General features: G+C 45.2%; 20 protein-coding genes and 1 tRNA gene. 14 read left to right on the top strand and 7 right to left on the bottom strand.

Translation table 11 applies throughout. The features are described 5' to 3' along the window. The 4 genes from VY86_RS14245 to VY86_RS22640 all read left to right on the top strand — a co-directional run bounded on the left by VY86_RS14245 (position 1) and on the right by VY86_RS22640 (position 11,279). Positions 1–2,472 (top strand): pentapeptide repeat-containing protein, encoded by a 2,472-nt coding sequence (locus VY86_RS14245; RefSeq protein ID WP_046975427.1) that lies wholly within the window; start codon positions 1–3, stop codon positions 2,470–2,472. Between the two features lie 705 nt (positions 2,473–3,177). Continuing rightward, positions 3,178–4,524: a collagen-like protein gene (locus tag VY86_RS14240; protein WP_046975426.1), complete on the top strand. Its 1,347-nt coding sequence runs from the start codon at positions 3,178–3,180 to the stop codon at positions 4,522–4,524. A gap of 220 nt (positions 4,525–4,744) precedes the next feature. Beyond that, on the top strand, positions 4,745–9,871 hold the full coding sequence (locus tag VY86_RS14235) for a type I polyketide synthase (protein ID WP_162200376.1): 5,127 nt from the start codon (positions 4,745–4,747) through the stop codon (positions 9,869–9,871). A gap of 133 nt (positions 9,872–10,004) precedes the next feature. Further along, on the top strand, positions 10,005–11,279 hold the full coding sequence (locus tag VY86_RS22640) for a hypothetical protein (protein WP_052760849.1): 1,275 nt from the start codon (positions 10,005–10,007) through the stop codon (positions 11,277–11,279). Positions 11,280–11,374: 95 nt separating this feature from the next. Here VY86_RS22640 and VY86_RS14220 read toward each other — a convergent pair whose 3' ends face one another. Then, entirely contained in the window at positions 11,375–11,980 is a 606-nt protein-coding gene (locus VY86_RS14220; RefSeq protein ID WP_046975423.1) for an HD domain-containing protein, read from the bottom strand. 14 nt (positions 11,981–11,994) lie between these two features. Continuing rightward, positions 11,995–12,984 carry a tRNA-modifying protein YgfZ gene (gene ygfZ, locus VY86_RS14215; protein ID WP_046975422.1) on the bottom strand — a complete coding sequence of 330 codons (990 nt, stop codon included), beginning with the start codon at positions 12,982–12,984 and terminating at the stop codon, positions 11,995–11,997. Between the two features lie 176 nt (positions 12,985–13,160). On the opposite strand from ygfZ, the gene sdhE reads away from it, so the two are divergent. Both sdhE and VY86_RS14205 read left to right on the top strand, forming a co-directional pair. Continuing rightward, complete coding sequence (gene sdhE, locus VY86_RS14210; protein ID WP_046975421.1) at positions 13,161–13,427, top strand: FAD assembly factor SdhE; 267 nt, start codon at positions 13,161–13,163, stop codon at positions 13,425–13,427. Then, on the top strand, positions 13,408–13,815 hold the full coding sequence (locus tag VY86_RS14205) for a protein YgfX (RefSeq protein WP_046975420.1): 408 nt from the start codon (positions 13,408–13,410) through the stop codon (positions 13,813–13,815). Before sdhE ends, VY86_RS14205 begins: the two co-directional genes overlap by 20 nt. Before the next feature lie 20 nt (positions 13,816–13,835). Here VY86_RS14205 and fldB read toward each other — a convergent pair whose 3' ends face one another. Then, positions 13,836–14,354, bottom strand: a complete 519-nt coding sequence (gene fldB / locus VY86_RS14200) for a flavodoxin FldB (RefSeq protein ID WP_021326192.1) — start codon at positions 14,352–14,354, stop codon at positions 13,836–13,838. A 108-nt stretch (positions 14,355–14,462) separates the two neighbouring features. On the opposite strand from fldB, the gene xerD reads away from it, so the two are divergent. From xerD to VY86_RS14170, 6 genes are all read left to right on the top strand, one after another. Beyond that, positions 14,463–15,374, top strand: a complete 912-nt coding sequence (xerD, locus tag VY86_RS14195) for a site-specific tyrosine recombinase XerD (protein ID WP_021326193.1) — start codon at positions 14,463–14,465, stop codon at positions 15,372–15,374. Between the two features lie 23 nt (positions 15,375–15,397). Beyond that, on the top strand, positions 15,398–16,099 hold the full coding sequence (gene dsbC / locus VY86_RS14190; protein ID WP_046975419.1) for a bifunctional protein-disulfide isomerase/oxidoreductase DsbC: 702 nt from the start codon (positions 15,398–15,400) through the stop codon (positions 16,097–16,099). Between the two features lie 5 nt (positions 16,100–16,104). Further along, the gene (gene recJ, locus VY86_RS14185; protein WP_046975418.1) at positions 16,105–17,838 is read left to right on the top strand and encodes a single-stranded-DNA-specific exonuclease RecJ; all 1,734 of its coding nucleotides are present in this window, start codon (positions 16,105–16,107) and stop codon (positions 17,836–17,838) included. 185 nt (positions 17,839–18,023) lie between these two features. Beyond that, positions 18,024–19,122, top strand: a protein-coding gene (gene prfB / locus VY86_RS14180) for a peptide chain release factor 2 (protein WP_158019967.1) whose coding sequence is annotated in 2 segments (ribosomal slippage) — positions 18,024–18,098 and positions 18,100–19,122 — 1,098 coding nt in all. Because the reading frame shifts where the segments join, the coding sequence is not laid out codon by codon here. Positions 19,123–19,131: 9 nt separating this feature from the next. Then, the gene (gene lysS / locus VY86_RS14175) at positions 19,132–20,646 is read left to right on the top strand and encodes a lysine--tRNA ligase (protein ID WP_046975416.1); all 1,515 of its coding nucleotides are present in this window, start codon (positions 19,132–19,134) and stop codon (positions 20,644–20,646) included. A 151-nt stretch (positions 20,647–20,797) separates the two neighbouring features. Then, a tRNA-Gly gene (locus VY86_RS14170) sits at positions 20,798–20,871 on the top strand. Positions 20,872–21,140: 269 nt separating this feature from the next. Here the strand turns inward: VY86_RS14170 and VY86_RS14165 are convergent. After that, positions 21,141–22,367, bottom strand: a complete 1,227-nt coding sequence (locus VY86_RS14165; RefSeq protein ID WP_046975415.1) for an RNA-guided endonuclease InsQ/TnpB family protein — start codon at positions 22,365–22,367, stop codon at positions 21,141–21,143. A gap of 136 nt (positions 22,368–22,503) precedes the next feature. Here VY86_RS14165 and VY86_RS14160 point away from each other — a divergent pair, with 136 nt between their 5' ends. Beyond that, the gene (locus tag VY86_RS14160; RefSeq protein WP_046975414.1) at positions 22,504–23,136 is read left to right on the top strand and encodes a CatB-related O-acetyltransferase; all 633 of its coding nucleotides are present in this window, start codon (positions 22,504–22,506) and stop codon (positions 23,134–23,136) included. 307 nt (positions 23,137–23,443) lie between these two features. Here VY86_RS14160 and VY86_RS22635 read toward each other — a convergent pair whose 3' ends face one another. Then, positions 23,444–23,875, bottom strand: a complete 432-nt coding sequence (locus VY86_RS22635) for an NUDIX domain-containing protein (protein WP_052760848.1) — start codon at positions 23,873–23,875, stop codon at positions 23,444–23,446. A gap of 323 nt (positions 23,876–24,198) precedes the next feature. On the opposite strand from VY86_RS22635, the gene VY86_RS14150 reads away from it, so the two are divergent. Beyond that, positions 24,199–24,465: a hypothetical protein gene (locus VY86_RS14150; protein WP_046976894.1), complete on the top strand. Its 267-nt coding sequence runs from the start codon at positions 24,199–24,201 to the stop codon at positions 24,463–24,465. Here VY86_RS14150 and VY86_RS14145 read toward each other — a convergent pair. Then, positions 24,439–24,999 carry a transposase gene (locus tag VY86_RS14145; RefSeq protein ID WP_046975413.1) on the bottom strand — a complete coding sequence of 187 codons (561 nt, stop codon included), beginning with the start codon at positions 24,997–24,999 and terminating at the stop codon, positions 24,439–24,441. The two genes, VY86_RS14150 and VY86_RS14145, sit on opposite strands and share 27 nt — an antisense overlap. Further along, positions 24,999–25,811, bottom strand: a complete 813-nt coding sequence (locus VY86_RS25935; RefSeq protein ID WP_238591478.1) for a transposase — start codon at positions 25,809–25,811, stop codon at positions 24,999–25,001. Before VY86_RS25935 ends, VY86_RS14145 begins: the two co-directional genes overlap by 1 nt. Between the last annotated feature and the right edge of the window lie 17 nt (positions 25,812–25,828).

The following is a 25,828-nucleotide window of genomic DNA, read 5'->3' as shown; positions in this document are numbered from 1 at the left end:
ATGAGTGAATCCAGATCTTTTGCCGGTAAATGGCAATTTGCAGCGACTTCCGGCCAACTGATTACTGTTCAGACGGATGGTACGCTCAGCCTTTCAGCCAAGCAATCAGGGGCGATAAATCAAATGATTAATGCTTATGGCATTAGTAGTTTTTGGTTACAGGCGGGCAATGGTCAATACTTGGCCGCGAGCGGTAATACTCCTCAAGCTAATCAATCGCGCAATGGCGCGGTTGCCGAGATCCGGTTGGAAAAGATGGGATCTGGATTTCGCCTGTGCCGTATCAGTAGCAGTGGCAACAACTATTTGGTGGCGCAACAATCTGGGTTGGTCTGGCAAGCGGTCAGTGACAATCCGCCCCAGACAGCCCAATTTACTCGTACTATAGTGACAAAAGATTTGGAATTTCTAAAAGATTGGGGAGCGATGGGCTCAGATCTGCGCTTGGCTTATCTCGCCGAAGAAAATTTGAATAATATGGTGATGATGGCCGTCGATTTGTCCAATGCTGACCTGCGTGGTTCGACATTGCTTGACACTGATTTAACTAATGTCAAAGCTGATGGTTGCAATTTTAGTGGTTGTGATTTAAGCAAAACTGATCTAACGAATATTCATGGTAAAAATACGCTTTTTGAAAAGTGTATCGTGGGTGGTGATACCAATATGCCTGACGCTGAACTACCCAATGCCATTTTTCGTGGCTGTGAGAACAGCGGTGGTCAGCCTATATTTAATCGTCTAAAAGCACCCGGTGCGGATTTCTCTGGAGCGTTATTATCTTCAGTGATAATGGAAAATGCCGATTTATCTCAGGCGAATCTGGTTAATGTTGATCTAAGCGACGCCAGTCTGGCTTCCTGCAACTTTACCAAGGCAATCATGACATTGGTGAATTTGCAAAATACCACCTTGCAAGCGACTAATTTTAGTCAGGCCACATTAGCCGGTACTGATTTTACCGGGGCGAATATCAATAATGTTAATTTCAGTGGCGCTAATCTGACCAATGCCCGTCTATCGTTAACCACGGGTTATAGCCAACTAAACCTCAGCGACAGTACCTTATTGGCTACGGTACTGACAGGGATGGATTTGGTTGATGCTACTATTACTGCTAAAACCGATTTTACTCAGGCACAGATGGATGGCGTTAATCTGAGCGGGCAGAAGTTGGATCAAGTCATATTCCTGATGGCGTCGATGAAGAAGGTGAATCTGGATAATACGTCACTCAATAGCGCCGTTCTGGTAGGCGCTAATCTGGCCGGTGCCACTATCTTGGGTAATGTCTCCTTAGTAGGGGCGAATTTGTCCAATGCTAGCCTGGAGAATGTTAATTTGACCGGCGCTCAGTTTGGTGCTTTATCCACAGTGGCATGTTTGGATGACGCCGATGCTCAGTCGCTGGATAATCAGCAACTGCCCGAACAATTACGCAATCTGTTGTATCAGGGTAACGTGCTGATTAACGGCCAGGCAGAGGTGTTGGTTCGTCAGCCAGGCCAGAACTGGTTAGTTGAACATGATGGTAAACCGTTATTTATTCACTATCAGAATGGGCAATTAGACGTTACTCAAGACAATGGTGGCGATGTGGCAATTCTTGCCAACACGTTTATGCCCAATGCTATCCTGACTGGCGCTAATCTCTATGCGGTTGATATGTCCGGCGCTCATTGGTACGGCAGTAACGCCAAAGCCGACAACGCCAATCTGGAACAGGTCAACTTGTCGAATGCGAACTTAGCTACCATGAATTTCACTCAGGCGCGGTTATATGGGGCGAATTTATCCTATGCCAATCTGGTGGGAACTAACTTTAGCAAGGCGATGTTGGAACCAACCCAAGGTCTTAAACCGGCATCTCTAGCCTTTGCCTCAATTCAAGGCACTATCTTTACTGAAGCCAAATTGACCGGCGCTAATCTGACTAATGGCGCGGTGGCTTTATCATTTGAGGAAGCAGGCAAGAAGTTGACAGGTGTTCCCTTATTCAGTGCCGCTCTTAAGCTGGCGAGCTCATTAGATAGTGGCGTGATCTCAAAGGAATTGCGTCAAGTATTTACCGATAATGGCTATAATCTGCTGTCTGGCGCCAAAATCATTGATAAACAAAATGATCAGTATTGGGTCATATCCAATCAGCCGCCGGATACCGATTTGAGTTATCGGGGGTACTGTAACTTTATTGTGATTCGGGTAAGCGAAATCGGCAATAACCACCTGCAAATCTGCGGTGGATCGCCATTACGTGTTATCCGTACTGCGGCTGATAATACATTACAGCCGGTCAATATCGCTTTTGGGGTAACGATCGATATCACTCAGGCGATGAATGATGCCACCACTTGTCCAAGTGGTTTGCGTTATCAGTTACTGAATAGTGGTATCAGCTATCAGTCATTGATGACGCCAGGATTGCCGCCTCATCCGCCGAAATGCATTCCCAGCCCGACCGAATGGTGTTAATGAGTAAGCACAATAATCTGGTAAACGGCTAACTGGAGTAAAGAATATCACTATGGATATCATACTCCAGTGCCACCTGAACGCTGGTCAACTCAGGCTTATCGTTATCGAGATCGCAATCTGCCAGGGCGAATGGTGGCGCGAGAGGGGGGAATTAACCGCATTAATTTAAATCACATTCATAATTTCATTATTCAATAATATCTATAGGTTTCTGTCTTGTCGTTATTTTTGAAGAATAAAATCATACTTACTATTTTTATTTGTATTTCCTAATAATACCTAATGAGATAAATATAAAATTGAAGCTTCCAATTATCACATATTAAAAGGTAGTGATGTATCACAGAGATATTCTCTTTAATTAATGAAAAAAGTGGTAAGTTACATTAATATTTCAAATTATGTAATTTAATTGTTGTATCCAATCGCTTTCTGTAAGGTGAATAAATAATTACCTAATTAATTCTCATAGGAATTATTTTTCTGGGATACCTGCTGTTGAAGTATCAGAATTCTTTGCCAGAAAAAATCGATGCTTCCGCTATGGCTAATTTGGTTATTAGCCAAGGGCAAGATTCTAGCTATGAGTTATTTAGTGTCACAATCGCAGTGATAGCAGTAGATACTTTGGAACTTGACCAAATGGACAACTGATATATGAAGTTATCTTAAATGTATAAACTTAGACTCAGGAGAATTCCCGTGGATAAAATAAGAACTGTTGCAGAAACTTTAGCAATATTACATCAGTATCATCATCTGGTTGGCATAGAACGGCAGCCAAAGCAACTGAAAACCTTGGATTTTGACGGCAAGGTAATCTTTTCTAATGATCCGAAAACAGCGACTGTGCCCCCTGCATTTTTTACGGTACAAACTATACAAGAGCTGAAGAAGCTCGGCGGTGTGCCTGACAGTGAGTATGGCCCTGGCAAAATGGAACCCCACCATCCGTTACCGGAACCGTTTTCTGCTGCACGACTGGCAAATGTCACGGGTAATCATATTGATTTGTGCAAAGCTTTTAGGGCCTATATCTATGGTGATTCTGCTTTGGTTAAAGATTATGAAGAAATTCTTAATGCTAAACGCTTCCCGATGAAGGTTGCACTATACAGTGGCGAAAGTATTACTGTTACCGCAGATAATCCATTGATTGTTGAAGATAAAGATGGTTATGGTGAGCCGGTTGCCTTGGTGTATGACCAGATAATCATTGAACCGGGAGGTCAGATTATTTGCCACACTAATAGTAGTATCAATGCAAACAGTGTTATAGGGAATGGAAGCGATGGAAAGGAGAGCATTATCAATAAAGGCAATAAAGGTGTCGATGGTCTTGAGGGAGCATCAGGAAATAATGGGGCTGATGGCAGTGATGGTAGTGAGGGAGTAGGTCATAAAAACGGCTGCTACTTTGACGGCACACCAGGTACTGATGGAACCAGTGGTTCTCTCGGAGCATCAGGAGGGGATGGCTCACCGGGTGGAAATGTAAATGACCTGACTATGAATGCTCAATCTCTTATTGGGTTAGTACGGGTAGCAGCAATAGGTGGTAACGGTGGTAACGGTGGACGTGGTGGTGCGGGAGGCCGTGGAGGTCATGGAGGTAATGGGGGGACAGTGAGAACATCCGGGGATTATCAGTGGTGTATTCCTGGGTGTGGAGGAAGTGGTGGGCAAGGAGGAAATGGAGGTAATGGAGGTAATGGGGGTAAAGGTGGGGACAGTGGTAACATATATATTAGTTTCTCTGATGGTAATCCAATACTTGATGTTGCGTCATTTGGTGGTCTTGGTGGGGAAGGCGGGAAAGGCGGGTTTGGCAGAATGGGCGGGTTTCCTGGAAAGCCTGGTGGACTACTAGCAGATTGTGTAGATAAGCAAGGACGCAATGGTAAAAATGGTCGACAAGGAAACTATGGTGTAGATGGTGTTAACGGAGAACTTGGTGATGACGGCATCTGTGGCAAGATATATATCAATGGTCATGAACGGAAATCTAATTCCTGGTGGTGTAGCAATCAGACTGGTCTGAACGACTAAATGAGGCGAAATGGGTTCAGACCTTCGTTTTGCTTATGTTCAAGTGGCTTACATTATTAATGACTCAATACGGGTATCAGTTATCAATCATTGATGACACCGGGATTACCACTTCATTCGCCGAAGTGGATTCCCCATCCGACAACTTGGTGTTGATAGGTAAACACAATAATCTGGTAAATCATCCATCGGAGTAAAAAATATCACTATGGATATCAATATGATGAAAAGTAACAATATGCCGATTGCTATTATCGGCATGGGTTGCCGTTTTCCGGGGGAAGTGAGCTCCCCAGAGGAATTTTGGCATCTGTTGTGCGGTTCAAGTGATGCCATTACCCCAGTGCCACCTGAGCGTTGGTCAACTCAAGCTTATAGTTCTCGAGATCGTAATTTGCCAGGACGAATGGTAGCACGCGAGGGAGGATTTATCGCTGATGTGGCCGGCTTTGATGCGGCAGTGTTTAATATCAGTAATACAGAAGCGCCTTTTATCGATCCACAACATCGTTTGATGTTGCAGGTGACATGGGAAACACTGGAACGTGCAAGGATACCGCCAAAATCGTTGGCAGGTCAGGCGGTTGGTGTGTATATCGGTGCTTTCACTCATGATTATATGCACTTGCAATTTACCGATTTACGCCAGGCAACGGGTTATACTTCAACGGGTGCAATGGGAACCATGCTGTCAAACCGTATCTCCCATGCGTTTGATTTTCAGGGTCCGTCCTTAACCATCGACAGTGCCTGTTCATCGTCCTTGTTGGCAGTCCATCTGGCTTGCGACAGTTTGCGTCGTGGAGAATCACAACTGGCGTTGGCGGGTGGGAGCCAGTTGATGCTGATGCCTGATTTTTCGGTAGTAGAAAGCCGTACCGGATTTTTATCTTTTACCAACCGTTGCCACAGTTTTTCAGCTAACGCTGATGGTTATGTGCGTAGTGAAGGGATTGGCGCTGTTTTGTTGAAACCCTTGAGCGTGGCTTTACAGGATGGTGATCCTATATTAGCCGTGATCCACGGTTCAGCGGCAAATCAGGATGGCCGGACTTCTACCATCACTCAACCGAGCAGTACAGCACAGCAACAGGTGATCCGTGCAGCTTGTATTCAGGCGGGGATTTCTCCAGAAAAGATTGATTATATTGAGGCTCATGGTACTGGAACGGCGGTAGGTGATCCGATAGAAGCAGAAGCTCTGGGGCGGGTATGCCGTCCAGAACCGACAGATCGCCCATTGCTGATCGGCGCCTGTAAATCCGTGATTGGTCATACGGAAGCCGCCGCGGGTATTGCTGGATTGATTAAAGCAGTATTGTGTTTACAACGGGGACAAGTGCCGGCCAATCTACATGCAGATCCACCTAATCCCTATATCCATTTTGCCGAATTAGGCTTACAAGTCCCCCGGCAGTTAACGCCGTTGCCTGAAGGCAGGGTTATTGCAGGGGTGAATTCCTTTGGTTTTGGCGGGACGAATGTCCATGTAGTATTGAGCAATAATACAGCGCCTTCCGGACAACTTCAGGCGAGGGAAGAGCAGGCTTTCATGTTGCCATTGTCTGCCCAGTCTGAATTTTCCCTGAAGCAGCAGGCACAAAACATTGCCGATTTACTGCAACAAAAGCCAGATATTGCCCTTGATGATCTGTGTTATAGCTTAGCGACGACTCGTCACTGCTTTCCGTTGCGTAAGGGGGTTGCATTCAGTAACCGAAAACAATTGCAACAACAATTAACTAATCTGAATGTACCGTCGCAGCGTAACAGTAAAAAAGTGGATCGTTTGGCTTGGATATTTGCTGGCATTGGCAGTGAAGTTTGGAAAGATTCTGTAGCCTGGTTCCAGCAATTTCCTGAGTTTACTGAGCAGTTTAAGCGTTGTGAAGCAATTTGGACGGGGTTTTCTGCCCCTTCCTTATATGCTGCATTGATCTCTGCCGATGAGTTGATAGAGCCGCCAATGCAGTTTGCAGTCCAGGTATCAATGGCAGCGCAGTTGCAGAAATGGGGGTTTAGGCCAGCGGCATTACTTGGTCATAGTTCCGGTGAAACGGCGGCTTGTTATCTGGCGGGAATTTATGATCTGACGCAGGCGCTGACACTTTTACACCAGCGTTACCATTATCTGCAACGTGTGCTGAATAAAGGTGGGGGATTATTGATCGTAGCTGCTACGGTGGAGCAGATACTTCCTCATTTGTCTGCCCCGGATGCTAAACCGACGGTGATGATAGCTGGACGTAATAGCCCCGATCGTTGCTTGTTGTCTGGGCCTGTAAGCGAATTAGCCGCTATTTCTGAACGCTTAAAACATCAGAGGATCGCTAGTAGTCGGCTCAATTATAGAATTGCTTCTCATTCCCCCTATTTGGAGTCAATCAGGGCAGGGTTGGCTGCGGATGCGGCAACGGTTCCTGCGGCAAAACCCTTGTTGCCGGTGTTTTCATCCGTCACCGGTGAGTTGATTAATGATAAGTTGAGCCCTGAGCATTGGGCTGACAATGTGGTCAGCCCATTCCGTTTTGACGATGCTGTAGAAAATATGCTCAAAGCGGGTTTCCACCATTTTCTTGAAATTTCACCTCAATCCCTGCTGAGTGGTGGATTGCAGGATTGGAGTAAACCTTATCGCGGACAAGTGTTTGCCTGTCGCTCGGGGCAGAGCTGGCCACAGCTACTGGGCCAATTATTTGAAGCCGGTGTTGAGCCTGACTGGCGGGCTCTTATGCCAACAGCTCGTCCAATCGATCTGCCAACCTACCCTTGGCATCAGCAATCTTATTGGCATGAGCCAGAGATCAGCCGTCGCCGTCGGTTGCGTACATTGAGTGGTGTGCTATTAGGCGAAGCCCAGCCGGGTAACGAGAGTTGGTTGGCTGAACTGGCTGTGGAACAAGTGCCTTGGTTACTCGATCATGTCGTCATGGGGAATGCGATGTTTCCGGCTGCGGGTTATATCGAAGTTATGCTGGCGGCGGCTCGTCTCTGTTTTCCTGATGTTGGATTGGCTCTTGATAATGTTGTATTGCAGTCGGCTTTACTGCTGGAATCAGGCATGGAATTCAGGCTAAAAACCCAGTTGGATCGTCAACGGATGGAAGTACAGGTATATATTACCCGTCATCTGGACAAGGGTGCACAATACCAACTTGCCGCCAGTGCACAGGTGAATATCGTTGTTCCAGGCGGCACCGCCTGTACCCCTCCTCAGTTGATTGCAAATGACCGTTATCCTGACATGCAGAACCAGGCGGTATTATATCAGGCATTCCAGCATCTGCATTTCAGCTACAGTGGGGTGTTCCGTCCTCTGTGCCATGCACTTATCGGTGAAGGAGAGACAATCTGTGAGATTGAGTTGCCATCTGCACCAGAGGGAATGGGTTTCCATCCTGCGGCTTTGGATGGTATTTTCCAGTCGCTGCTGGTGATTCAGTCTGCTGATATTAAGGCTCCGATCTCTGCCGGCGATTTCCGTATCCCGGTGAGTATTCAGCATCTGCGCATTAATGGCAAATTGTCGGGCCGGGTTCGTGCACATGCTCGGATCACTAAGCAAACACAACAACAGTGGCTTGGTGATATCGATGTGTACACTGACAGCGGCAGACTGATTTGCCAGGTTAGTGGATTTTGTGTTCAGCTTGTCAGCAACAAAAAAAGTAGCTTACAGCCCAGGCTTCACAATCTGGTGGCAGGTCAACCGCTGTGGCGCAAAGTCCCCTCTCAACCATCAACCGAGCCTTTAGCACAATGGGCTATTCTGGGGGGTGAAACTGCGCTGGCGGAAGAATTAGCTGGTGAATTGCAACGACGCGGTGGGTATGCCTCATTACACTCTGACTTGCCTGACAGTTATCAGAAAACTCAGGCGCTGGTTAATACTCTTCCCGCTGAAACTGAAAGGATATTGATCCTTTGGTCATTACAGGCTCCACGAATGGCTTATCATTCTTTGATCCATTTGTGTACGGCACTGGCAGAGCGATCAGTGAAACCACGTTTGTGGATCATTACTCAATGTGCTCATCAAATAACAGAACAGGATCTGCCTGATCCATTTGCTGCGGCATTATGGGGAATGATGCGGGTTATTGGTCAACAAGAAGCGCCTGCACTGTGGGGAGGGTTATTGGATATCGACAGTACCACGGCACCAATCCGGTGGTGGGATGTGCTATTGACAGATGATGGCGAAGATCAATTGGCTCTGCGCCATCATCAGCGTTATGTGCTGCGCCTTGTGCCATTGCCGGAAATACCCGTGTTGCCGCCAGTGCGTTTTCGTCCGGATGGTTGCTATCTGCTGACTGGCGCCTTTGGTGATATGGGCCGTCAGTTGATTCCCTGGATGGTGCAACATGGCGCTCGTCATCTACTGTTGGTTGGGCGTCGTTATACGCTTGAAACAAATGAGCGAATGTTACTGGAAACGCTGCACCAACAAGGGGTCGAGGCTGATTATCTGCCGATTGATCTCGGTGATATGGAAATGACTAAAATTTGTCTTGGCCAGTATCGGCAACAGACTAGCCAGCCGATGCGTGGCGTGATCCATTGTGCCGCACATGTTGAAGATCAGGGGTATCGTGAACTGAGTACCCAAGCATTCGATAGGGTATTTGCAGCTAAAGCATCAGCCGCCTGGACATTACATCAGGTATTGACTGATGCACCTTTAGAGCATTTCGTTATGTTTTCCTCGTTGGGTGCATTATTGGCTTTGCCTGGTATGGCATCTTATGCAGCGGCTAACGCCATGCTGGATAGCTTGGCCTATCTGCGGCGTCAGCAAGGTTTACCTGCGTTAAGCCTTAACTGGGGTCCGTGGAAAGCGGGGATTGCTCTACGGGATAGCCGTACGCTCCTGGTGCTGGAAAACAGCGGATTACAGCCATTCAGTCCAGAAGAGGGATTAGCCACGCTAGATCGCTTGTTTGCCCGCATTGAGCCACAACTGGTGCCGTTCTTGACTGATTGGTCGAGTTTACTCTCTGGGCCGATGCGCCATCTGGCACTATTGCGTGATATTCAGCAAGAAAGTTTGGTTCAGGTTTTACCCGCAGACACAGAGCTTGAGGTAAATAATCCGGATGATGTCGTCAGTCTGCTACAGGCTTTCTGTGGTGAGGTTATCGGAGTGCAAGCCGAAGTTTTCCATCCCGATCTACCGCTGGCCGACAACGGTATTGACTCTTTGAATGGTTTAATGGTGGTACAAAAGATCAACAAGCAATTGCGTTTGGATATCCCGCTGGAGTTGTTGTTAAGCGATAAGCCGCTGTCAGAACTTGCCTCGTTGATTACGTATCGACTGCAAATTAAGTCAATGGCGGGTTGAGAATATATTTAACCTGAGCTTGGTTTAAGACAGAAATTAAAGTGTCTGAGGTATGATCAGCGTTTTCTTTTACGCTGATCACCCATCGTTATCTTAAACGTACAAACTTATATTCAAACTTAGGAGAATTCCCGTGGATAAAATAAGAACTGTTGCAGAAACTTTAGCAGTATTACATCAGTATCATCATTTGGTTGGTGTAGAACGGCAGCCAAAGCAACTGAAGACCTCGGATTTTGACGGCAAGGTAGTATTTTCTAATGATCCGAAGACGGCGACTGTGCCCCCTGCATTTTTTACGGTACAAACCATACAAGAGCTGAAGGAACTCGGAGGTATACCTGACAGTGAGTATGGCCCTGGCAGAATGGAACCCCACCATCCATTGCCTGAACCGTTTTCTGCTGAACGACTGGCAAATGTCACGGGTAATCATATTGATTTGTGCAAAGCTTTTAGGGCCTATATCTATAGTGATTCTGCTTTGGTCAAAGATTATGAAGAAATTCTTAATGCTAAACGCTTCCCGATGAAGGTTGCGCTATACAGTGGCGAAAGTATTACTATTACCGCAGATAATCCAGTGATTGTCGAAGATAACGATGGCTATGGTGAGCCGGTTGCTTTGGTGTATGACCAGATAATCTTTGAACAAGGTGGTCAAATTATTTACCACACTAACGGTAGCATCGAAGCGAACAGTGTTATCGGGCATGGAACCGATAGAAAGCAGGGTATTGTCAATAGAGGTACTGATGGAATCAATAATTCAGAGGGCGCGCCAGGAAATAATGGGGTTAATGGCAGCAATGGTAATGCAGGTACAGAGGGTAAAAACAGCTGCAAAATTCAATCTACACCAGGTACAGATGCAACCAGCGGTTCTGCGGGAGCATCAGGGGGGAATGGCGGACGAGCTGGGGATGCAAATGACGTAACTGTTACGGTTCAATCCGTTACAGGGTTAGTCAATACGCTATCACTGGGTGGTCGTGGTGGTAGCGGTGGTCGTGGTGGAAATGGCGGGAATGGCGGGAATGGCGGAAATGGAGGGAATGTTGGCAACACAACAAGCAAGTGTGGTCCTGGGTCTGGAGGAAACGGGGGAGCTGGCGGAAATGGCGGGGATGGGGGGAATGGGGGTCAAGGTGGAGACAGTGGTAACATCTATATTAAATTCTCTGAAGGTCAGCCAATAATTAATGCTCTGTCATATAGAGGTGATGGGGGTAATGGCGGGAAAGGCGGTAGTGGCGGAATAGGTGGGAGCTGCGGAGAAGGTGGAGTAGGTAATAGAGGATTCAAGAACAATGGCCTACAAGGAATATCTGGTCAAGATGGTTCTGATGGAGAACCAGGAGCTGAAGGTCTATCTGGTCAGATATTTATCAACGGCCAGCCACAGTGAATCCTGAGTGTTGCAGGAATGAGATAAGTCTCATTGCGTGCGCCATATTCTTTATATGGCGCACTGAATTTGTAGCATGAAATAGTTGGGAAAAGTTACTTCAACCAGCCTTTCTTTTGAGCAGATTCTAATTGTGGCAGCAAATATTGCCAGAATTCGGGATAGACATCGGCAATAAATTGATTGCGACTCATTACCTGCTCAAGACGAATACCGTTTTCCACCCAGCTTTGTCCCTTATTATGCAGATTCATCAGAATCGGCATTAATCTATCTAGCGTAATAGCAAAACGGGCATCCTGGCTTTCCCCTGCTTCGTATTCCTGCCAAAGTGACATAAAGTGATTTTTTTGAGTTTCAGGCAGTAAGCCAAAAAGACGGTTAGCGGCTTTCACTTCCTGATCATGAATGGCTTCACGGGCAGCTAAATCATAAACCATCACATCACCGGCATCGATTTCAACGATATCGTGAATTAATGCCATCTGAATAACCCGCTGAATATCGACTTCTTTTACATACGGCGCAAAACTCATCGCAGCGATAGCAAAATGCCAGCTATGCTCTGCTGAATTTTCCTGACGATGGTTATCCAATAACTTAGTGCGCCGCTGAACTTTTTTCAGTTTATCCAGCTCCATCAAAAAACCGATTACATCCGTAAAAGGGCCAAAATCAACGACGGATACTGCTAACGACATACAAACCTCATAAATTATTTTTCTTCAACAAGGGAATAAGGCAGAGGCTGAATGGTCAGTGAATGTTCTTCATCGTTACGGATCCGGAACACGCTATGACTTTCCATATCATTATTCATGACAACCTGTACCCAAATACTATTGTCATTCAATTTAACGGCAGCTAAAACGGTACCCGTTCTCCGCCATTTATCTCCCAATTGCCATTCCAGATCATCACCGGCAGCAGGCATTTTGGAAGCACTACCCGCCAGCCAGTACATTGCGCGTTTATTTGCGCCGCGATATTTAGCACGAGCCACCATTTCCTGGCCGGTATAACAACCTTTTTTAAAACAGATACCGCCGGCTAATGCCTGGAGGTTAGTTGCCTGTGGAATAAACTGCGCGCTGTTTACAGCATCAATAACCGGGAAACCTGCTTCAATATCCAGAGCCAACCACTGTTCGCTGTTATTAAGTTGAGCTTGAAGTTTTTCTGTTAGCTGTTCAACAGTGACAGTGTCTGTAACCAGAAGGAACCGCTCAGACGGCAAGGCAAAATGGAGCAAAGTAGTGGCTTCATGTTGAACGACAGCATTATCTGCATCCGGCAGTACAGGGAAGATATTGCTTAGTGCTTCACGGCAGCCTTTACCTGCGACACCTAGCAGTACCGTATTTTCATCCTGAACTAGCATAAGTTTAGAGAATACTGCATATTTTTTCAGCTCCTTAAGCTGGTTTTCCAGCACACTGCGGCGTTCAATATAAGCAAGGCTTTCACCACGATGAAAGAGACGCAGATTGCTCCACATTTTGCCTTTTGCATCACAATGCGCACTGAGAACATGTTGATTCTCTGCAAGAACAGCAATATCTGCTGTCACCTGACCTTGCAAATATTTTTCTGCATCCGGTCCGGTTGCTGTTACCAGACCCCAGTCATCCAGAGAGATTAAAGTCAGGGGAAGGGTTGATGAAGACAATGGAGATTGTGAAGAAAACGGAGTTTTATAAGCCATGACACATCCTGCCAGTCAGATATTTGAGCCAATGATGCATAATGGTAAAAGAGCTGAAGCACAATGCAAGTAGTTATTATTGTTATTAGCTGGCATGATGCATGAGTTTGCCGGGCGATTTAATGGCTGATGGTTTTAAGATAAACAATGAGAATTAAAAAGGGGATTTTTTGAACATGGATATTAATAATAAAGCACGTATACATTGGGCATGTCGGCGTGGAATGCGTGAGTTGGATATTTCAATTATGCCGTTTTTTAAGCATGAATATGACTCACTGAGTGATGATGATAAACAACTTTTTATTCGCTTACTTGAATGTGCTGATCCTGATCTGTTCAACTGGTTGATGAATCATGGACGTCCGGAAGATGAGGCGCTATTCCGCATGATTAAACTTATTCAGAATAGAAATAAAGCTCGTGGTCCTGTGGAAATGTGATCTCAGGGTATCCTGGAATACCCAGCTTATTTCCACCTGCGTTCATGGTGCGATAGCGTTTATCGTATTGTTGGCTCCGTGGCCGGCGGATGACTCTATTTTCTGGCTTCCTTTGGTACTGTTGGTTATTGCCAGTTGGGGGCGTAGTCAGAAAAATATCCGTAAATTACAAGGGCCTTTGGTTCTACTCAATAACAATAAGTTGCAATGGAAAAAACATGAGTGGCAAATTATCCGCCAGCCGTGGATGTGCCGCTATGGTGTGCTGATCACAGCGCAATCTTTTTATAACCGGAAAAAAATCCGTTTATGGATAGCATCTGATAGTATGCCACAGGATGAGTGGAGGAATATCAACCAACTGTTATTGCAATATCCTGATACCTGATTGAGCTGAAATTGCCCTGATTAAAGTAAAGGTTCCATTTCTTGCAGGATTTGCATACACCATTGTGATAAACGATCATCAGTTTGCTCAAATTGGTTTACGTCATCCAAAGCCAGCCCGACAAATTGTGAACCATTATCAGTTAATGGCTTCGGGCTGGTAAATTCATAACCTTCTGTCGGCCAGAAGCCAATGAAATGCACACCAGAAGGGAGTAAATGGTGATATAGCATACCGAGAGCATCAAGGAACCATTCACCGTAATCAATTTGATCACCCATACCGTACATGGCAACGATTTTTCCCTGTAAATTAAGGGAAGGAAGTTGATCCCAGATAACCAGCCAATCTTCCTGCAATTCGCCAAAATCCCATGTTGGGATACCAAGAATCAGTACCGAATACTCTTCCATTAATTCAGGGGTTGTCTCTTTAATATCGTGGAGATCAACCAAATCTTCGCCGAGGATATCGCGGATTTTCTCTGCTACCATTTCGGTGTAGCAAGTGCTGGAGCCGTAAAAAAGACCAATCTTCATCATTAATCATTATAGTTTTTGAATATCTGGAGTGGCATTGTAACAGAATAATTGCTTTTTCAGGCATAATAGCCAGCAGAGATATGCAGATTTAAGGAAAAGAGTTTCGTGTCAAAACAACAAACTCAGTTGACAAATCCACTGATAGAACAATTTCTTGATGCTATTTGGCTGGAGCATGATCTTGCGGAAAATACTCTTGTTTCTTACCGGTTAGATTTACAGGCGCTGGATAATTGGTTGATACATCATGGTCATGATTTATTATCTGTCCAGGCGATTGATTTGCAGTCTTTTCTGGCAGAACGGGTGGATGGAGGGTATAAAGCCAGTAGCTCGGCGCGTTTATTGAGCGCCATGCGTCAGTTATTTCTCTATTTTTACCGGGAAAAAATGCGGGAAGATGATCCGACAGCGCTTTTATCTGCACCGAAATTACCAAAGCGGTTGCCGAAAGATTTAAGTGAAAAGCAAGTAGAAGATTTGCTTAATGCACCTTGCACAGATCAGCCTGTAGAACTAAGGGATAAGGCGATGCTTGAAGTGCTTTATGCCTGTGGCTTGCGGGTATCTGAGCTGGTGGGGTTAACACTGTCTGATGTCAGTTTGCGCCAAGGCGTGGTGAGAGTCATTGGTAAAGGGAATAAAGAACGATTGGTACCTTTAGGAGAAGAGGCCGTTTACTGGCTGGAGAATTACCTGGAGTATGGGAGAGCCGGGTTGCTGAATGGTGCCACGCTGGATGTGCTTTTTCCCAGCAACCGGGGGCGGCAAATGACCCGACAGACTTTCTGGCATCGCATTAAACATTATGCCGTATTGGCTGGTATTGATACTGAACGGTTATCTCCTCATGTTTTGCGCCATGCATTTGCAACGCATTTGCTTAATCATGGTGCTGATTTACGGGTTGTGCAGATGTTGCTGGGGCATAGCGATCTATCCACAACACAAATATATACTCATGTCGCAACTGAGCGGCTTAGATTGTTACATCAACAACATCATCCGCGTGGGTGAGCATGGATTTAAAGGAACTGAAAATGAAAAAAAGCGTGTTATGTTTTCCTCTTTTGCTGGCCTTATTTAGCGGAAATGCGCTTGCTGATAATGGCGCGGTTCATGGAACGATGCAAAAGCTGGGGATCAAGGCAGAAAATATCCAGCCATCACCGATTGTTGGCTTGAATACGATAGTGACCGAGCAAGGTATCATTTATCTGTCTGATGACGGCAAGTATTTATTGCAAGGGCCAATTTACGATGTCAGTGGCAGTACTCCGGTAAATGTCAGTAATCAATTATTGATGAAAAAGCTGGAAGCAATGAAAGACCAAATGATTGTTTACAAAGCGCCGAAAGAGAAGCATGTTGTTACTGTTTTCACTGATATTACATGTGGTTACTGCCATAAATTGCATGAAGAGATGAAAGAGTACAATAAACTTGGCATTACTATTCGCTATTTGGCATTCCCGCGTCAGGGGATGCAGCATCAGTCCGCTAAAGATATGCAATCTATCTGGTGCAGTGCAACACCACAAAAATCACTGGATGCTGCGTTCAAAAATGAGGGCGTTTCGCCAATCAAGGATTGTAAAGTGGATATCGCTAACCATTATAAATTGGGAGTCCAGTTTGGTGTACAGGGAACACCGGCAATTATTCTTAAAGATGGCAGCTTGTTAGGTGGATATATGCCGCCGGAAGCGCTGGCAAATGCATTAGATCAGCGTGGTAAATAAGTTTAGTGAATATTGAAACACAACTCCGCCGCCGCCCGGCGGTGGATGATAGTCATCTTCCTCAACAGATTCATCCATTATTGCGCCGTTTATATGCTATTCGTGGCATCCAGCAAGCTAATGAATTGGAACGCAGTGTTCAGGGATTACTGAATTACCAGCATTTAAGTGGTGTGGAACCGGCGGTAACGCTATTGTTGACCGCACTTTATGAACACTGGCGTATCGTTATTGTCGGTGACTTTGACGCTGACGGTGCAACCAGTACTGCACTGGCGATCCGCTCGCTACGGGCGATGGGCTACCGTAATCTTGATTATCTGGTGCCAAATCGTTTTGAAGATGGTTACGGTTTAAGCCCACAGGTGGTAGAAGAGGTTGTCAAAAAAGGCGCTGACCTGATTATTACTGTGGATAACGGTATCTCTTCCCATGAAGGCGTTGTAGTTGCACATCAGCATCATATGAAAGTGATTGTGACTGACCATCACTTGCCGGGAGAAATTCTACCCGCCGCTGATGCCATTATTAACCCCAATCTGTCCGATTGTTTATTCCCATCTAAATCATTGGCAGGGGTTGGCGTCACATTTTATCTGATGTCTGCGCTAAGGGCTGCGCTGAGAAAAGAACAATGGTTTGAAAAACAGGGAATTGCACTGCCAAATCTGGCAGAAATGCTGGATCTGGTTGCGTTGGGCACTGTTGCTGATGTTGTCCCTTTGGATACCAATAACCGGATTCTGGTTTATCAGGGATTAAACCGCATCCGCGCAGGGCGCTGCTGTGCCGGGATCCGCGCATTATTGGAAGTTTCTAAACGTGATGCTTATAAGCTGGCTGCCAGCGATTTGGGCTTCTTTCTTGGACCAAGGCTGAATGCCGCCGGTCGTTTGGATGACATGTCCATTGGCGTTGCTTTATTGCTCACTGACGATATGGCAAAGGCTCGTCAGATAGCTTGCGAACTGGACAGCCTTAATCATACTCGTCGTGAAATAGAACAGGGAATGCAGCAGGAAGCGCTGCAAATCTGCGACAAACTTGAACGTACCCGCACTGAATTGCCTTATGGTCTGGCGCTCTATCATCCAGAATGGCATCAAGGGGTGGTGGGAATTTTGGCTTCCCGAATTAAAGAGCGTTTTCACCGGCCTGTTATCGCTTTTGCACCGGCGGGTGATGGTATTTTAAAAGGTTCTGGCCGTTCGGTTCAGGGGCTACATATGCGTGATGCCCTTGAACGACTTGATACTTTAAATCCGGGGCTGATACTTAAATTTGGTGGTCATGCAATGGCTGCCGGATTGTCACTTGAACAGGATAAATTTGAACAATTCCAGCATCATTTTTCCACGTTAATGTCGGACTGGCTGGATATTTCGCAACTTGAAGGTGTTATCTGGAGTGATGGCGAGTTGGCTATTAATGAACTGTCATTGGAAGTTGCTGAAATGCTGCGTGATGGCGGCCCTTGGGGGCAAACTTTCCCGGAGCCTGTTTTTGACGGTAAATTCAGGTTGCTGCAACAACGCATTGTGGGAGAGCGTCATTTAAAAGTGATGATAGAACCATTAAATGGTGGGCCGATGCTGGATGGTATCGCATTCAATATCGATCTTGCCCGCTGGCCGGATAACAGCGTCCGTGAAGTGGAACTCGCCTATAAACTGGACATTAATGAGTTCCGGGGCAACCGTAATGTGCAACTTTTGATCCAATATCTTTGGCCTTATTAAAAAATAGTCACGTATTCAAATGAGAGTACTTGACATCCTCGCCTACCTGAAAGGAAGGGGCTTCCCGCGAAAAGCATGGTGACAAATCTATTGAAGTGCTATAAACCCTTTGCCAAATCCGTTACAATGCGCGGTTCGAAAAATATCCCATTTATCTACGACTACACAACGTAAGACACTAAAATATGTTTGAAATTAATCCGGTAAAAAACCATATTCAGGACCTGTCTGAACGGACAACGGTTCTGAGGGGGTATCTTTGACTATGATGCCAAGAAAGAACGCTTAGAAGAAGTTAACGCCGAACTGGAACAGCCTGATGTCTGGAATGAACCGGAACGGGCACAGGCTTTAGGTAAGGAACGCTCCTCACTGGAAGAGATTGTTGAGACTATCGATCAGCTTGAACAGGGGCTGGAAGATGTACAAGGCTTGTTGGAATTGGCGGTAGAAGCTGACGATGAAGAGACGCTTAATGAAACCATAGCAGAACTGGAACAGCTTGAAGGCAAACTTGGTCAGTTAGAATTCCGCCGTATGTTCTCTGGTGAGTATGACAGTGCTAACTGCTACCTTGATTTACAGGCAGGCTCTGGTGGCACCGAAGCGCAGGACTGGGCAAGTATGCTGATGCGTATGTACCTGCGCTGGGCTGAATCTAAAGGTTTTAAAACTGAGATCATCGAAGAATCCGATGGTGAAGTTGCCGGCCTCAAATCAGCGACCATCAAGATCATAGGTGATTATGCTTATGGTTGGTTGCGTACTGAAACCGGTGTTCACCGCTTAGTACGTAAAAGCCCATTTGATTCCGGTGGTCGTCGCCACACTTCATTCAGTTCTGCATTCATCTATCCCGAAGTGGATGATGATATTGATATTGAAATCAACCCGGCAGACTTACGTATCGACGTGTATCGCGCATCAGGTGCGGGTGGTCAGCACGTTAACAAAACCGAATCTGCGGTGCGTATTACCCATATTCCAACCAACATTGTGACTCAGTGTCAGAATGATCGTTCTCAGCATAAAAACAAAGACCAGGCCATGAAGCAGTTGAAAGCGAAGTTGTATGAGCTGGAAATGCAGAAGAAAAATGCTGATAAACAGGTTATGGAAGAGAATAAATCGGATATCGGCTGGGGCAGCCAAATCCGCTCTTATGTTCTGGATGACTCACGGATCAAAGACTTGCGCACAGGCGTTGAAACCCGCAATACACAATCTGTGTTGGATGGCGATCTGGACAAATTCATTGAAGCAAGCCTTAAAGCTGGCTTATGAGGAACTAATATGTCACAACAACAACAGGGCGCAGAACAGGCTCCCGATTTAAATAATGAACTGCAAACCCGTCGCGAAAAACTGGCGGCTTTACGGGAAAAGGGTGTTGCTTTCCCGAGTGATTTTCGTCGTGAAAACATTTCAGGAGATTTGCACGCGCAATACGACGACAAAACTCAGGAAGAGCTGGAAGCACTGAATATTGAAGTGACGGTTGGTGGTCGTATGATGACCCGTCGCATCATGGGGAAGGCTTCTTTCGTAACGCTACAAGATATGGGCGGTCGTATTCAGTTATACGTTGCCCGTGACGATCTGCCTGAAGGTATTTATAACGAACAGTTTAAAAAATGGGACCTGGGAGACATTCTGGGCGCTCGCGGCAAACTATTTAAAACCAAAACTGGTGAACTTTCCATTCACTGTACTGAACTGCGTCTGCTGACAAAAGCACTGCGCCCATTGCCGGATAAATTCCACGGACTGGCTGATCAGGAAACCCGTTACCGCCAGCGCTACTTGGATCTGATCGCTAACGAAGAATCACGCAAGACCTTCCAGATTCGCTCTCAGGTTTTATCTGAATTGCGTAACTTTATGGTCAGTAAACGCTTTATGGAAGTGGAAACACCAATGATGCAGGTGATCCCGGGTGGTGCGTCGGCCCGTCCGTTTATCACTCACCACAATGCGCTGGATATTGACATGTATCTGCGTATTGCGCCGGAACTTTACCTGAAACGTCTGGTTGTCGGTGGTTTTGAACGTGTGTTTGAAATTAACCGTAACTTCCGTAACGAAGGCGTCTCTCCGCGTCATAACCCTGAGTTCACCATGATGGAACTCTATATGGCTTACGCGGATTACCAAGATCTGATTGTTTTGATCGAAGAGCTGTTCCGTACTTTGGCTCAAAATATTTTGGGCAATACGTTGGTTAAATATGGTGAGCAGGAATTTGATTTCGGTAAACCATTTGCCAAAATGAGTATGAAAGAAGCTATTTGCAAATATCGTCCTGAAACCAATATGGCTGATCTGAATGATATGGATAAAGCGGTGGCTATCGCTGAATCACTTGGTATTGAAGTGGAAAAAGGTTGGGGCCTTGGTCGCGTTCAGTGTGAAATCTTCGAAGAAACTGCTGAAAGCCACCTGATTCAACCGACATTCATCACTGAATATCCGGCAGAAATTTCTCCGCTGGCTCGCCGTAATGATGAAAACCCGTTTATCACCGACCGTTTTGAATTCTTTATTGGCGGACGTGAAATTGGCAACGGCTTCTCAGAATTGAACGACGCTGAAGATCAAGCAGAACGTTTTGCTGAACAGGTTCGTCAGAAAGACGAAGGTGATGATGAAGCCATGTTCTATGATGAAGATTATGTCACGGCTCTGGAACACGGCATGCCACCAACCGCAGGTTTGGGTATTGGTATTGACCGTATGATAATGCTGTTTACTGACAGCCATACCATTCGTGACGTTATTCTGTTCCCGGCAATGCGGCCACAGAAATAACAGCCAGAATTCAGCTTCAAATTGCAACTCCCTATGGCATAACCGCCAAGGGAGTTTTTATTTTCAACTGCCTGAAATATAGGCAATTTAAACAGATAACTGCTTGCTGGTCTCTATGGAGTCGCTATAATAGAATGTATTACATCCAAATGCGGGCGTAGTTCAATGGCAGAACGAGAGCTTCCCAAGCTCTATACGAGGGTTCGATTCCCTTCGCCCGCTCCAGTTTTCCTGTTTTCTAAAAATTCACACAAATAGTTCGCATTGAAAATATATCTATTGATGTGAACAAGATTAAAAGAATTTGCGAATGATAATCGCTCTAAATTAATTACTAACATATTGTCTAATATGAAAAAAATCCCATTATTAAATCAACCTCGAATCAGTTAGAAGTGATATATTTTTGAATGCGGATACATCACCATAGAAAGCATTCTTTGACATCCTCCCCCACTTTCGCACTTCGTGACTCAAGAGGGGGATTCCCGTTGTTAGTGGGCGACGGCTGATCGTTCTGCGTCTGGTTCCTGCTTCAACGGGCGGCCTGACTGCTCCGTTCCTCCACAGGCAAGCACGGCATGCCCTGCCGCTAACATGTTACGAGCGCCGTTTACATCTGCGTTCGCGGTATATCCACATACCTGGCACACAAATTTACTCTGCGACAAGCGGTTTTCTTTTGCTGTATGACCGCAACATGCGCACCGCTGGCTGGTGTATGCCGGCGGGACTGCCAGTACCTGACCGCCGCGCCAGAGCTGCTTATATTCTAGCTGACGGCGCATTTCATACCAGCCCTGCTCCAGTATCGCGCGATTTAAGCCTGTTTTAGCCCGAACGTTCCTTCCGGGCTGTTCTGCCGTGCCTTTCGCTGACTTCGACAGGTTACTGACCTTCAAATTTTCAATCACGATCATCGCGTGGTTTTTGCTTATTTTCGTGGTGGTCTTATGAAGGTAGTCGCGGCGAATATTGGCAATATGCGCGTGCAGACGCTGAATTTTTCGCTTCTGTTTCTGCCAGTTGGCGCTGAACTTCACTTTGCGGCTTAACTGTCTCTGGCGCTTCGCCAGCTTGCGCTGGCGGGTTTTAAAACTGTTGACCGGTTCGTATATCGTCCCGTCTGAGAGCGTCGCCAGTTTCGATATCCCCGCATCCAGACCCACCATTGTTGTTGATTCGTGGTGGGGCTCAGAGGCTTCTATCTCGACTTGAAACGACACATACCACTTACCTACTGACTGGCTGAGCGTGGCATTTTTGATTTTGCCGTTCACCTCCTGCGATTGCCGGAACTTTATCCATCCGAGCCCGGAAGGCAGCCTAACTCTGCGATTTTCAAGGAGATAATATTTTTCAAAATTGACGAACCGGATTGAATCCCTGCCGTCATTTTTTCGTTTCCATACAGGCGCTTTCGCTGCCAGTGTTTTATCGAAGCAACGCCGCCATGCCCCATGTAAGTCTTTAAGTTTTTGTTGAAGGTTATCGGTGTAAGCTTCCTGTAATAAGGCGTATTCCGGTGTTTTTTTCCACCCCGTGAGCATGCGGTTTAGTTCAAACGCGGAGGGAAGTTTTCCGCCAGAATCCAGAATGTGTTTTGTTACCTCAAGTCCGTGATCCCAGACAAAACGAGCATACCCGCATAACTGCCGCGAACGCGGCGACTGTTCTTCAGTTGGCTCTAGTCTGAACTTGTAGGCTTTCAGTATTAGCATTATCATTCAGTGTGTAGTCGGTTTATTCTCTATTTTACTGTGCCTTAGGCTAACTTCAATGCAAAAATACAAAATTAATCGTTCACGACTTGGAGGTAAAGATGGTTAAGGAAATAATCAATAGAGACTGTTTACCATGAAAGAAAAACATTGGTCAAAAACTCAATTTTTACATGAAGTTGTCACCAATCAAAATATCCTCATCAAAGGAACCCATAGCTACTATAGTGATTGCTGGAGTGGTGGTTTTGAAGAATCTGTCGTTCGCTATTTATATGGCGATAAGGTCAGTCTTCAATGGGAGTCTAAGTGGCCAATTGATAAATTGTATATTGGCGATTATGTTTGCATAGCCGCTGAAACTATCATTCTTATGGGTGGAAACAATACACACAGAGCAGATTGGTTCTGTTTATATCCATTTATGGAATTCATTGAAGAGGCCTATGTAGGCAAAGGTGACACACATATTCATGATGGTGTGTGGCTTGGCATGCGTTCAATGATTATGCCAGGTGTCACCATTGGTGAAGGTGCTATAATCGCTGCTAATAGCGTCGTCACTAAAGATATTGCGCCATACAGTATTGTGGCTGGAACGCCTGCAAAATTAGTTAAATATCGATTTGAACCACATATTATAAATGAGCTGCTTGGGTTAAAAATATATGATTGGTCAGAAGAGAAATTTAATGCTTTAAAAGCATATCTCTGTTCTTCAGATATTGAGGCGTTGAAATCTGCTGTAAAATCATATTCAGAGAAATAGTTAATTAATATTATTAGCACATCAGCTACTTATCTGTTAATAAAATCTGCCATAAACTTTCGCTCAGTACAGTCTCTTAATCATATTTTTTGATTAAGAGACTGAGTAAGGCGATAGCCTTAAACTACATTCGAGAAAAGTATAGCAGTGATTTTTTACAAAGAGTGAAGTCTATGATTTATTCTTATAATTTAGAAAGTTGAAATAAATACTATTGTCGTTGGGACGATACAAATGACAGGCTTGATTTTTTTAATTCTGTTTATTAGAAATGTCAGGCCGTAATATAAAATCATTTCGTATTCCTTTAGCAATTGTTAGTTAAAAGACACAATGTAGTTGTTTTTCCCAATATTGCGTCAATAACTATATTTGGCATTATTTTCAACGTATGAAGTTCTGTTATTGGTATCCAAATTAATTTTCTTCTTATTCCGTGCTCTAAATAAAATGAAATATCTTTTTCAACATTAGTTTTAAATATGAAGTTTATTTCATGAATAGGGACACCTTTATTTTCATAAAAATTTTCTATTACCTGATGAAATTCAAGCTGTTCTGTTTTCATATCAAGCCCAAGCTCTTCTTTTAACTCCCTGGATGCAGCTTCAATATATGACTCACCATCTTCCACTCCGCCACCAGGTAAGATCCAGTAGTCATCATCATTTTCGCACACAAAAAGAACATTTTGTTCAGTATCTGTTAAACAAATGGATGCTCTTAAATATCTTTTCATAATATCATTCCAAATGTATCGTTATTCACAAAGGGCGGATTCGACTAATAAGTGCAGAAATATACCAGATTTTTAGTTTAAAAAAATCAGGTTTTTCACAATATTTCATTGCTGAATGACTTAACCGAATTCCATCAATAATAGGTAATTCAGTAGCAGGCTATTCCCTGAATACCACGGCAAATAAACTGGACATGCTGTAGCTGATTTATTTAATGATTGCTGTAATTGAAGTAGGATTTATTTAGTCTTTTTCCTGTCAGAATGTCATTGTGAAACAAACGCAAACAAGTTAACGTTTTATTTTCTTCGAGGAGTAAAATATGCAGAAACCACTGATTTGGGAAAAACAATCGTATCGGATTTCTACTGATAATCGGTTACTTGATATTACTGCGATTCACCAGTTCCTGACACGTTCCAGTTGGGCAGGAGGTATTGATATTGATACGGTGCGTTGTTCCATTGAGCACAGATTGTATGAAGGTGACAGTCAGATAGGTTTTGCCAGGATAGTGACCGATTTTGCTACTTTTGGTTATCTATTTGACATCCTCCCCTTCCTAAAGAGGGTGTCGCAAAAGGGTTGAGGTCACTTTTTCAAGCATCAAGTTAAATTCAATCACTGACTTTGGGCAGCCTGTTATTTGTAATGCCGAAAATACCGGTTCTACCAGGCTCTTCCGTTGACTCAATATCTGTTTTGACTCCGGTCGGGCCATATGCAAACGAAGTGTCTCCCGCCCTTCATCTTCCGGATAACGTTTTATTTTTCTTCCTCCTTTAGCCTTTGTGCAGCCCGCTTTCTTCGGGCATCCGGCACAATTGTCAGCGCTATAAACCCGATAGGTCCGCGTTTTTTCAGCGGCTTTCACTGTACTTTGCAGGGACAATTGATGATGGGCAGGACAAATATAGCAATTTTGCTCAGCATCATAAGTAAATAATGATTTGGGATAGATTTTTCGTGCACGCTGTCGGTCTGAATTTTCTGCACAAAACAGCAAGATCTGATGTTTCTGCGCCTCAGCAATCACATCGTCATGGAAATAACCGGCATCCAATAACAGCTTTTCCGGGTGACCTCCCGAGATAGTGAGATTCTGCGCCAATAACGCGGCCATCACTTGGGTTTCACTGGAGGGATCGACCGTTTGAGCGACGATAATACGTCTGTTTTAGTCAACAACAGACGGTTTATAGGAAGTTGAAAATCCCCTTCCCCGCTTGAGTTTCTGGACGACGGCGTCGGGTTCTGTTGGATTGATACGCAGTTGGCTGGCATCCTTCCTTTTTTTTCGCGATTTTCTTGTCGGCGCCGTAATACGTTGGCTCCCTGTTCCAATTGCTTTATGCGTTTTTCTGTCTGCGCTGTGGCAGGGGTAGCCGTGAGAGTATTTTTTTCACGTGAAATCGCTTCCTGAGTTAAAAGGTGGTAATGAGAACAGGCCGCCTCTATCACTGTCCCGTCACCGGCCAGGCACGAGCCGTCCGAACGACTGCGGTGCAAAATGGATAAGGTCAGTGCCTTAAAAAATGGTCCCGTCAGGACGGATTGGTGCTGATAAATAAAACGCCCAAGACTGGCATGATCGGGCGTAATTCCCTGGCTGACAAAAATACAGCCTAAATCTAAACGCGCAAGTCGTTCAAGTTCTCTGAGCGAGCAGTGTCCTTTCATGATCCCATAAAGCAGGATCCCCATCATGGAGCGTGGAGAATAAGGGGCTCTCCCTGTCGAAGCATAATGGCGTTCAAAGGGGCCCCAATCTTGCTCATCAAGAATGTCAGCAACAATAAATGCGCAACGCTCCCCCATTTGCCTGAGATAATCAGAAAGGGAAAGGGAGCCATCCAATACAGGTAAGTGCTGAGCTTTGACAAACTGACGTTTGGTGTAAGCAGACGGTTCCCGTTTTCGAATGAATAAGGTCATAAAAGAGCTGCGCCTAA

Origin of the sequence: Photorhabdus thracensis, from assembly GCF_001010285.1 — a bacterium.
In the GTDB taxonomy this organism is placed as follows: domain Bacteria; phylum Pseudomonadota; class Gammaproteobacteria; order Enterobacterales; family Enterobacteriaceae; genus Photorhabdus; species Photorhabdus temperata.
The sequence above is the reverse complement of the archived record's forward strand: the minus strand, read 5'-3'. Positions and strand labels throughout refer to the sequence as shown.

Bases quoted from the DNA above. Each gene is read 5' to 3' on its own strand.
- VY86_RS14160 (WP_046975414.1), top strand. From the start codon at position 22,504: ATGAAAGAAAAACATTGGTCAAAAACTCAATTTTTACATGAAGTTGTC.
- VY86_RS14165 (WP_046975415.1), bottom strand. From the start codon at position 22,367: ATGCTAATACTGAAAGCCTACAAGTTCAGACTAGAGCCAACTGAAGAA.
- sdhE (WP_046975421.1), top strand. From the start codon at position 13,161: ATGGATATTAATAATAAAGCACGTATACATTGGGCATGTCGGCGTGGA.
- ygfZ (WP_046975422.1), bottom strand. From the start codon at position 12,984: ATGGCTTATAAAACTCCGTTTTCTTCACAATCTCCATTGTCTTCATCA.
- fldB (WP_021326192.1), bottom strand. From the start codon at position 14,354: ATGAAGATTGGTCTTTTTTACGGCTCCAGCACTTGCTACACCGAAATG.
- VY86_RS14220 (WP_046975423.1), bottom strand. From the start codon at position 11,980: ATGTCGTTAGCAGTATCCGTCGTTGATTTTGGCCCTTTTACGGATGTA.
- VY86_RS14150 (WP_046976894.1), top strand. From the start codon at position 24,199: ATGCAGAAACCACTGATTTGGGAAAAACAATCGTATCGGATTTCTACT.
- VY86_RS14245 (WP_046975427.1), top strand. From the start codon at position 1: ATGAGTGAATCCAGATCTTTTGCCGGTAAATGGCAATTTGCAGCGACT.
- VY86_RS25935 (WP_238591478.1), bottom strand. From the start codon at position 25,811: ATGACCTTATTCATTCGAAAACGGGAACCGTCTGCTTACACCAAACGT.
- VY86_RS14145 (WP_046975413.1), bottom strand. From the start codon at position 24,999: ATGGCCGCGTTATTGGCGCAGAATCTCACTATCTCGGGAGGTCACCCG.
- dsbC (WP_046975419.1), top strand. From the start codon at position 15,398: ATGAAAAAAAGCGTGTTATGTTTTCCTCTTTTGCTGGCCTTATTTAGC.
- VY86_RS14235 (WP_162200376.1), top strand. From the start codon at position 4,745: ATGATGAAAAGTAACAATATGCCGATTGCTATTATCGGCATGGGTTGC.
- VY86_RS22635 (WP_052760848.1), bottom strand. From the start codon at position 23,875: ATGAAAAGATATTTAAGAGCATCCATTTGTTTAACAGATACTGAACAA.
- lysS (WP_046975416.1), top strand. From the start codon at position 19,132: ATGTCACAACAACAACAGGGCGCAGAACAGGCTCCCGATTTAAATAAT.